This is a genomic window from Mycobacterium sp., assembly GCF_035314665.1.
Lineage (GTDB): Bacteria > Actinomycetota > Actinomycetes > Mycobacteriales > Mycobacteriaceae > Mycobacterium.
Genome location: NZ_DATFZD010000165.1, coordinates 1 through 8,155 on the forward strand (window position 1 = coordinate 1; position 8,155 = coordinate 8,155).

Sequence of the window (8,155 nt, forward strand, 5' to 3'; positions counted from 1 at the left end):
CCGCGGTTGATGTGCAGTTCGGGGGCGAACCGCACCTCGGCGTATACCACCGAGTCGGCGGACAGGTCCTCCACGCATTCGTAGGCCACCCGGTGCAGCGACTCGGGCGTCTGCATCACCGCGACGGTGTGCGAGAACGGCTCCAGATAGCGCTCCAGCGATCCGCTGTGCGACTGGGTGTGAAACCACCGCGTCAGCTCGTCGACCTCGGTGGCGGGCAGGTCGTCATAGCCGGTCTGACCGGCGATGTCGATCACGGTCGCCGGGCGCAGCCCGCCGTCGAGGTGATCGTGCAACAGCGCCTTGGGCGCTCGCTTGATCGCCTCCAGCCTCAGTGGCGTCGTCATCAGGTGATCCGATCGATGATCAGTGGTCGCTGGACAGGTGGCGTGCTGACGACGCTCCAGCCGGCGTCCAACTCGGCCATCGCAGGCTCGAACCGTTCCGGGGTGTCGGTGTACAACGTGAACAGCGGCTCGCCCGCGGCCACCGGCTCCCCGGGACGTCGGTGGATCCGGATCCCGGCGCCGGGCTGCACCGACTCGCCCGGCCGAGACCTGCCCGCGCCGAGCCGCCACACCGTCAGCCCCACTGCCATCGCGTCGATATCGCCCATTGTGCCGCTCCGATCGGCGATCACGGTTTCGGAGTACTTACCAACTGGCAACGGTACGGACAAGTCACCGCCCTGCGCGGCGACCAAGGCGCGGAATCGGTCCATCGCGGTGCCGTCACGCAGCGTCTGCGCCGGATCACGCCCGTCGAGGCCGGCGATCTGGAGCATCTCGCCGGCCAGTCGGAGCGTCAGTTCCACCACATCGGGCGGTCCCCCGCCGGCCAGCACTTCCAGCGCCTCGGCGACTTCAAGTGCATTGCCGGCGGCCGCGCCCAGCGGACTATTCATGTCGGTCAATAGCGCGCAAGCCGGCAGCCCATGCTTTGCACCCAACGCCACCATGGTTTCGGCCAACTCGCGACACTGCGATTCCGAACGCAGCAACGCGCCGGCACCGACCTTGACGTCGAGCACCAGCGCGCCCGCCCCTTCGGCGATCTTCTTGCTCATCACCGAACTCGCGATCAGCGGCAGCGACTCCACGGTGGCGGTGATGTCGCGCAGCGCATAGAGCTTCGCGTCAGCGGGCGCCAAGCGGCCGGCCGCGAATATGGCCGCTCCGATCTCGCAAAGCTGTTGGCGCACTTGCTCGTTAGACAGCTTTGCGGAAAAGCCTGCGATGGATTCCAACTTGTCCAATGTGCCGCCGGTATGGCCGAGTCCGCGGCCGGATGCCTGCGGCACCGCGCCACCGCACGCCGCAACCACCGATACCAGCGGCAGCGTGATCTTGTCTCCGACCCCGCCGGTGGAGTGTTTGTCCACGGTCGGCAGCGGACTGCCGTCGCGCCGCAAATCGGTGAAATCCATTCGCTCACCGGAGTCCACCATCGCCGCCGTCCATCGCGCGGTCTCGCCGTAGTCCATGCCGCGCAGGAAGATCGCCATCAACAGCGCTGACATCTGTTCGTCGGCGATCTGCCCGTTGGTGTAGGCGTCGATGACCCAGTCGATCGCGGCATCCGACAGCCGACCGCCGTCGCGTTTGGTTGCGATGATGGTCGGCGCGTCGAATCTCACGGGAGGTCGTCCGGTCCGAACGGCTCAGGCAGCAAGTCGCCGAGCCGCCGGGGTGCCTCGGGATGGTCGATGAGCAGGTCCGGCCCGCCGTGTTCGAGCAACACCTGACGACACCGGCCGCACGGCATCAGCGGCGAGCCGGCGCCGTCGACGCACGCCAGTGCGAGCAGCCGGCCGCCGCCGGTCGAATACAGCGCGCACACCACGGCGCACTCGGCGCAGAGACCCAGGCCATATGAGACATTCTCCACATTGCAGCCGGTAACTATCCGCCGATCGTCGACCAACGCCGCCGCACCCACCGGAAACCGAGAGTAAGGTGCGTACGCGCCATGCGCTGCTTGGATAGCCTTGTCCCGCAGCAACTTCCAGTTAATTGTGTCAGTCATGCTCGCGATACTTCGCGGGTTGGGAACGCATCGGGCCACCTCGTTCACTGTCGGCTAATTCACAAGGTCACCCTAGATTCTTCGCGCCGAAAAGCGTTGGCGGACACGAAGCGGGTCTTCTGAGCGCCAGAATGGGATTAGAGTCCACCCGACGGTCCCACATAAGGGGAGGCGCTGATGACGACGACGACATCTGCGAATCCGGCCACGCCGACACCGGAGGACGGATCGTCGCGCGCACGCCGCCTGCGACAAACCCTCTACCGCGGCGATCCCGGTATGTGGTCATGGGTGCTGCACCGCATCACCGGTGCGACGATCTTCTTCTTCCTGTTCGTGCACGTGCTGGACACCGCACTGGTTCGGGTAAGCCCGCAGACCTACAACGAAGTCATCTCGACCTACAAGACACCGATCGTGGGCTTGATGGAACTCGGGCTGGTGGCCGCGGTGCTTTACCACGCGCTCAACGGCATCCGGGTGATCCTGATCGACTTCTGGGCGAAGGGCACCCGCTACCAGCGGCTGATGCTGTGGGCGATCGCCATCGTCTGGCTGCTGGTGATGGTGCCCGCGACCGTGGTCGTGGCCATCCACATGATCGGGCATTTCCGATGAGCTCCCCCGACCTTCAACTGGGCCGCGGCCAGGTCGCGCCGATCCGGCAGCGCAGCCACGACCGTCCGGCCAGCCTGGACAATCCGCGGGCCCCCCGTCGGCGGACCGGTATGCCCAACTTCGAGAAGTTCGCCTGGCTGTTCATGCGGTTTTCCGGCATCGTGCTGGTGTTCTTGGCGCTCGGGCACTTGTTCGTGATGCTGATGTGGGACGACGGCGTGTATCGCATCGACTTCAACTACGTGGCGCAGCGCTGGCACTCGCCGTTCTGGCAAACCTGGGACCTGCTGCTGCTGTGGCTGGCACAGTTGCACGGCGGCAACGGTCTGCGCACCATCATCGACGACTACAGCCGCAAGGATTCCACCCGCTTCTGGCTGAATGCCCTGCTCGTGTTGTCGATGGTGTTCACGCTGCTGCTGGGGACCTACGTGCTGCTGACGTTTAACCCGAACATTTCGTGAAAGGCGAACATGTTTACGCCACCTCCTCCTCACCGCTTCGCTCTGCATCGTCGGCGGCGGCCGTGATCTCCCAACACCGATATGACGTGGTGATCGTCGGCGCGGGCGGGGCCGGAATGCGGGCAGCGGTGGAAGCGGGTCCGCGCGTCCGTACCGCGGTGTTGACCAAGCTGTACCCGACCCGCAGCCACACCGGCGCCGCCCAGGGCGGCATGTGCGCCGCACTGGCCAACGTCGAGGACGACAACTGGGAATGGCACACCTTCGACACCGTCAAGGGCGGCGACTATCTCGCCGACCAGGACGCGGTGGAGATCATGTGCAAGGAAGCCATCGACGCGGTGCTGGATCTGGAGAAAATGGGGATGCCGTTCAACCGCACCCCCGAGGGCCGCATCGACCAGCGTCGCTTCGGTGGGCATACCCGCGATCACGGCAAGGCCCCGGTACGCCGGGCCTGCTATGCCGCCGACCGCACCGGTCACATGATCCTGCAGACGCTGTACCAGAACTGCGTCAAACACGACGTCGAGTTCTTCAACGAGTTCTATGTGCTCGACCTGGTGCTGACCCAGACCCCGAGCGGCCCGGTGGCCACCGGCGTGGTCGCCTACGGGCTGGCCACCGGCGAGGTGCACATCTTCCACGCCAAGGCCGTCGTGATCGCAACCGGCGGGTCGGGCCGGATGTACAAGACCACGTCCAACGCCCACACCCTGACCGGCGACGGCATCGGAATCGTCTTCCGCAAGGGACTTCCGTTGGAAGACATGGAGTTTCACCAGTTCCACCCGACCGGGTTGGCCGGTCTGGGCATCTTGATCTCCGAAGCCGTGCGCGGCGAGGGTGGCCGGCTGCTCAACGGCGAGGGTGAGCGGTTCATGGAGCGCTACGCGCCGACGATCGTCGACCTGGCGCCGCGCGACATCGTCGCCCGCTCGATGGTTCTCGAGGTGCTGCAGGGCCGCGGCGCGGGTCCCCACAAGGACTACGTCTACATCGACGTCCGCCACCTCGGCGCCGACGTCCTGGAGGCAAAGCTGCCCGACATCACCGAGTTCGCGCGCACCTACCTGGGCGTGGACCCAGTCAAAGAGCTGGTCCCGGTCTACCCGACCTGCCATTACGTGATGGGTGGCATCCCGACGACCATCACCGGACAAGTGTTGCGGGACAATACATCTACCGTCCCGGGCCTGTATGCGGCCGGCGAGTGTGCGTGCGTATCGGTGCACGGCGCCAACCGGCTGGGCACCAATTCGCTGCTGGATATCAACGTCTTCGGGCGGCGGGCCGGAATCGCCGCGGCCAACTACGCCCTGGGGCACGACTTCGTCGAGCAGCCGCCGGACCCGTCGGCGATGGTCGTCGGCTGGGTGGCCGACATTTTGTCCGAGCAAGGCAACGAGCGCGTCGCCGACATCCGCGGGGCGCTGCAGCAGACGATGGACAACAACGCCGCGGTGTTCCGCACCGAGGAGACCCTCAAGCAGGCACTCACCGACATTCACGCTCTCAAAGAGCGCTATTCGCGAATCTCCGTGCACGACAAGGGAAAGCGCTTCAACAGCGACTTGCTGGAAGCCATCGAGCTGGGTTTCCTGCTCGAGCTGGCCGAAGTCACCGTGGTCGGCGCGTTGAACCGCAAGGAATCCCGTGGCGGGCACGCCCGCGAGGACTACCCCAACCGCGACGACGTCAACTACATGCGTCACACCATGGCGTACAAGCAGGGCACCGACCTGCTCAGCGACATTCGGCTGGATTTCAAACCTGTGGTGCAGACGCGTTACGAGCCAATGGAACGGAAGTACTGATGAGTTCGGTTGTCGAGACCGCGCCGGGCGGCGATCCGCCGTTGCCGCCGATCCCCGAGGGTGCGGTGATGGTGACGCTGAGGATCGCCCGGTTCAATCCGGAAAACCCCGACCAGTACGCCGATTCCGGTGGCTGGCAGAGCTTTCGGGTGCCCTGCCTGCCCAGCGACCGGATGCTCAACCTGCTCATCTACGTCAAAAGCTACCTCGACGGCACGCTGACCTTCCGGCGGTCCTGCGCTCACGGCGTCTGCGGCTCCGACGCGATGCGGATCAACGGTGTCAACCGGCTGGCCTGCAAGGTGCTGATGCGCGATCTGCTTCCCAGCAAGCCCCGTAAGCAGCTGACGATCACGGTCGAGCCGATCCGCGGGCTGCCGGTCGAGAAGGACCTGGTGGTCGACATGGAGCCATTCTTCGACGCCTACCGCGCGGTGAAGCCGTACCTGATCACCAGCGGTAACCCCCCGACGCGAGAGCGCATTCAAAGCCAAACGGATCGCGCGCGCTACGACGACACGACCAAGTGCATCCTGTGCGCCTGTTGCACGACCAGTTGCCCGGTGTTCTGGAGCGAGGGCAGCTACTTTGGCCCGGCGGCCATCGTCAATGCGCATCGCTTCATCTTCGATAGCCGCGACGAAGCGGCCGCCGAGCGCCTCGACATCCTCAACGAGGTCGACGGGGTGTGGCGCTGCCGCACCACGTTCAACTGCACCGAGTCCTGCCCGCGGGGCATCGAGGTGACCAAGGCGATTCAGGAGGTCAAGCGCGCGTTGATGTTCACGCGCTAGAGCTAGTGTCCACAGGCATGCCGTTGGTCCGAATAGACGTACTGCAAGGTTATTCGCGCGAGGAGCGCAAGGCGATCGGCGATTGCGTGCAACGCGCCATGATGGAGACCCTGGGCGTTCCCGAACGGGATCGCTTTCAGGTGATCACCGAACACCTGCCCGAAACCTTCGACTTCAACCGGTCGTATCTCGACATCAGCCGTTCGGACCGTTTCGTGTTCGTCCAGGTCGCGTTGTCGGCGGGACGCACTGAAACCAGCAAACAGGCGTTCTACGCCCGCCTTGCCGAGCTGCTGGCCGACGCGGTGGCGCTGCGTGCCGAGGATCTAGCCGTTGTCATCGTCGAAAACGCGCGTCACGACTGGTCGTTCGGCCTAGGAGAAGCGAGTTATGTCGTGCTGCCGCGCGAGCGCTGGCGTTGAGGCAGCGGGGCCCGGCACTCCGCGTCTCAGAGGTTCTGCACAGCTGGGAATAAGCTAATAGACAGCAGCGTTCCCTACGCTATGCGACTCGGCCAGCAACATGCGGGAGCGGAGACGATCGAGCCCCGCCGATACCAGACCAATGCAAGCCTGAGCCAACCACCGGCAAAGGATTCGCAGCGACCAGTGCGCGAGTACGTGACCAACGTCAGCCGACGGGCGAATCGGGTGACGCCGGCCGCCTAATCGGTCCGCGCCGGACCACGTATCCGCATCCCAAGCCTTGCGGCTAGGTGTTACGCACAGAGGGTGTAGGTGTTGCTCCACAGCCGGCCGCACGCTCCGTCCGGATCGGGCCGATGGTCGGTGGCGGCGATCTGGAGCTTCCCCGTCAGCGCGGTGGCGGGCAGATCAGCGTAGAGGTGGCCGTTGCCGTCTGCGGCGTAAGTCAGGTAGTCGCTGATGTCCTCCCCGGGGCGAGTGATCCTGACCGTCACTTCGTGGTGGGGCAGAAAGTCGGCGCCGATAACGACCCCGACCCGCGTGACGGTAATCGCCGGCGTGGCGGGCAGTCCGCCCCGGACGGGGTTGTCAGCGGCAGCAGCGACCATGGTTCCTCCGCAGCATGTTCTTCGTGCCGACGGCATGCGGGACATCACCCCGTAGATCACCGGCGCTCGAATGGCTCTTCGAATCGCATACCCTGCGCCGTTACCTGGCAAGGGGTCGGTCCGACCAACGGACCGCGGTGCTAGATCATGGCTGGCGCAAGCCGGCGTCGATGCGGCGGGCGGTGTGCGAGACCAAATCGGGCAAGTTGGGCGGCAACGTCGGCGAATGCATCAGAACCGTGACCGCTCCGGCGCAAGTGGCATTAGGCCACCACACCGGCGCTGACACACAGCAGATCCCCGGAAAGGCGTCCTGGCGATCGGTCACGGTCGCGCCGAGTTCGCGGACTGTTTCGCGCAGCCGACTCCATTCCCGCGGCGTCCAGCAGTCGGGCAGCGCAATATCCCCGCCGGGCTGTGCGGCGTACAAGACCCGGCCGGTGGCGGTCCGCGCGATCGCTTCGGGGTCCGCCGGGTCGGAAATGTGGGCCTGGCCGCGCGCTGCCGTCGCGCAAATCAGACGGAGTCGCTCCTCGTGCAGGATCCGGAGCGACGCCATCGCGCCGGCCTGCACGGCCAGGTTATGCACCGGTCCCTGCGCAGCCTGCCGCAATAGCGGATCGGGTTGCCACCGCTGCCCGATGCGACCGATCAGCGCCCCGACGTAGTAGCGATGCTCGACACACTGCACCGCCCCGAGGACGACCAATTGTTCGGCAAGCCGGTACGTCGACGTCTTCGCCAACCCGGTCGCACGGGCCAGCGCCGTCAAACCCAACCCGTCGTCTGTATGGGCGAGCGCGTCCAGCACCGCGAAGGCGCCGTCAAGCACTCCCCGGCCTCGGCACGCGTCACTCGCGGCGTCGCCGCTGGCGACGTCAGAGTGCGCCGTCAGTGACGCACAGGCAGGTGGGACATTCATGTCGCCTCGCAGACAAGCCCCCGGTGTCTGGGCCCCTTTGAGCGTCTTGTTCGCTCGCGTGAATTTTATACGCCAGCGGAGTCAAAAATGTGGCGTACTTACAACAGAAAACAAGTCGTCATTCGGCACCGCGTCACACTTTCGACGGCTGTGCCGTCTGACCGGTATGACACCGAAAACCCGCATCGAACCCCTCCCACCGAAACGGGCCAACTGGCTGATCCGCGCCATGTACCGATACGCCAAGCGGCGCTTCGGGGAAGTCCCCGAGCCGTTCGCCGTCACCGCGTACCATCCGCGGCTGCTGGTCGCCAACGTCGTCCACGAGACGATGTTGCAATCGGCGTCACGCAAGCTGCCCGCCAACGTGCGCGAGCTGGCGGTGTTTTGGACCGCGCGCACCGTCGGCTGCTCGTGGTGCGTCGACTTCGGGGCGATGCTGCAGCGCCTCGACGGACTAGACATTGAGCGCCTCAAAGACA

The 8,155-nt window shown here is 65.4% G+C and carries 9 protein-coding genes and 2 pseudogenes; 6 read left to right on the plus strand and 5 right to left on the minus strand.

Annotated features, from left to right (window positions below):
- From VKI00_RS13365 to VKI00_RS13375, 3 genes and pseudogenes are all read right to left on the minus strand, one after another.
- Nucleotides 1-347: pseudogene (locus VKI00_RS13365) on the minus strand (adenosine deaminase); the annotation flags it as partial.
- Nucleotides 347-1,636, minus strand: a complete 1,290-nt coding sequence (locus tag VKI00_RS13370) for a thymidine phosphorylase (protein ID WP_324438058.1) — start codon at nucleotides 1,634-1,636, stop codon at nucleotides 347-349. The gene VKI00_RS13370 and the pseudogene VKI00_RS13365, both read right to left, overlap by 1 nt.
- A complete protein-coding gene (locus VKI00_RS13375; protein ID WP_324438060.1) occupies nucleotides 1,633-2,025 on the minus strand; it encodes a cytidine deaminase in 393 nt (130 codons plus the stop codon). The genes VKI00_RS13370 and VKI00_RS13375 overlap by 4 nt, the downstream gene beginning before the upstream one ends.
- Before the next feature lie 279 nt (nucleotides 2,026-2,304).
- Between VKI00_RS13375 and sdhC the strand changes: the two genes are divergently transcribed.
- The 5 genes from sdhC to VKI00_RS13400 all read left to right on the plus strand — a co-directional run bounded on the left by sdhC (nucleotide 2,305) and on the right by VKI00_RS13400 (nucleotide 6,140).
- Nucleotides 2,305-2,643, plus strand: coding sequence for a succinate dehydrogenase, cytochrome b556 subunit (gene sdhC, locus VKI00_RS13380; RefSeq protein WP_324438074.1), 339 nt, complete (start codon nucleotides 2,305-2,307; stop codon nucleotides 2,641-2,643).
- Nucleotides 2,640-3,107, plus strand: coding sequence for a succinate dehydrogenase hydrophobic membrane anchor subunit (locus VKI00_RS13385; RefSeq protein WP_324438062.1), 468 nt, complete (start codon nucleotides 2,640-2,642; stop codon nucleotides 3,105-3,107). Before sdhC ends, VKI00_RS13385 begins: the two co-directional genes overlap by 4 nt.
- 62 nt (nucleotides 3,108-3,169) lie before the next feature.
- Nucleotides 3,170-4,924 (plus strand): succinate dehydrogenase flavoprotein subunit, encoded by a 1,755-nt coding sequence (gene sdhA, locus VKI00_RS13390; protein WP_324438064.1) that lies wholly within the window; start codon nucleotides 3,170-3,172, stop codon nucleotides 4,922-4,924.
- The gene (locus tag VKI00_RS13395) at nucleotides 4,924-5,718 is read left to right on the plus strand and encodes a succinate dehydrogenase iron-sulfur subunit (RefSeq protein WP_324438066.1); all 795 of its coding nucleotides are present in this window, start codon (nucleotides 4,924-4,926) and stop codon (nucleotides 5,716-5,718) included. The genes sdhA and VKI00_RS13395 overlap by 1 nt, the downstream gene beginning before the upstream one ends.
- A gap of 17 nt (nucleotides 5,719-5,735) precedes the next feature.
- On the plus strand, nucleotides 5,736-6,140 hold the full coding sequence (locus VKI00_RS13400) for a tautomerase family protein (protein WP_324438068.1): 405 nt from the start codon (nucleotides 5,736-5,738) through the stop codon (nucleotides 6,138-6,140).
- Between the two features lie 296 nt (nucleotides 6,141-6,436).
- Here VKI00_RS13400 and VKI00_RS13405 read toward each other — a convergent pair whose 3' ends face one another.
- Both VKI00_RS13405 and VKI00_RS13410 read right to left on the minus strand, forming a co-directional pair.
- Nucleotides 6,437-6,751: a hypothetical protein gene (locus VKI00_RS13405; protein ID WP_324438071.1), complete on the minus strand. Its 315-nt coding sequence runs from the start codon at nucleotides 6,749-6,751 to the stop codon at nucleotides 6,437-6,439.
- Between the two features lie 145 nt (nucleotides 6,752-6,896).
- On the minus strand, nucleotides 6,897-7,583 hold the full coding sequence (locus VKI00_RS13410; protein WP_324438072.1) for a helix-turn-helix domain-containing protein: 687 nt from the start codon (nucleotides 7,581-7,583) through the stop codon (nucleotides 6,897-6,899).
- Between the two features lie 241 nt (nucleotides 7,584-7,824).
- Between VKI00_RS13410 and VKI00_RS13415 the strand changes: the two are divergent.
- A pseudogene (locus tag VKI00_RS13415) lies at nucleotides 7,825-8,155 on the plus strand (IS110 family transposase); the annotation flags it as partial.

Bases quoted from the DNA above. Each gene is read 5' to 3' on its own strand.
- VKI00_RS13395 (WP_324438066.1), top strand. From the start codon at position 4,924: ATGAGTTCGGTTGTCGAGACCGCGCCGGGCGGCGATCCGCCGTTGCCG.
- VKI00_RS13400 (WP_324438068.1), top strand. From the start codon at position 5,736: ATGCCGTTGGTCCGAATAGACGTACTGCAAGGTTATTCGCGCGAGGAG.
- VKI00_RS13405 (WP_324438071.1), bottom strand. From the start codon at position 6,751: ATGGTCGCTGCTGCCGCTGACAACCCCGTCCGGGGCGGACTGCCCGCC.
- sdhC (WP_324438074.1), top strand. From the start codon at position 2,305: ATGTGGTCATGGGTGCTGCACCGCATCACCGGTGCGACGATCTTCTTC.
- VKI00_RS13385 (WP_324438062.1), top strand. From the start codon at position 2,640: ATGAGCTCCCCCGACCTTCAACTGGGCCGCGGCCAGGTCGCGCCGATC.
- VKI00_RS13375 (WP_324438060.1), bottom strand. From the start codon at position 2,025: ATGACTGACACAATTAACTGGAAGTTGCTGCGGGACAAGGCTATCCAA.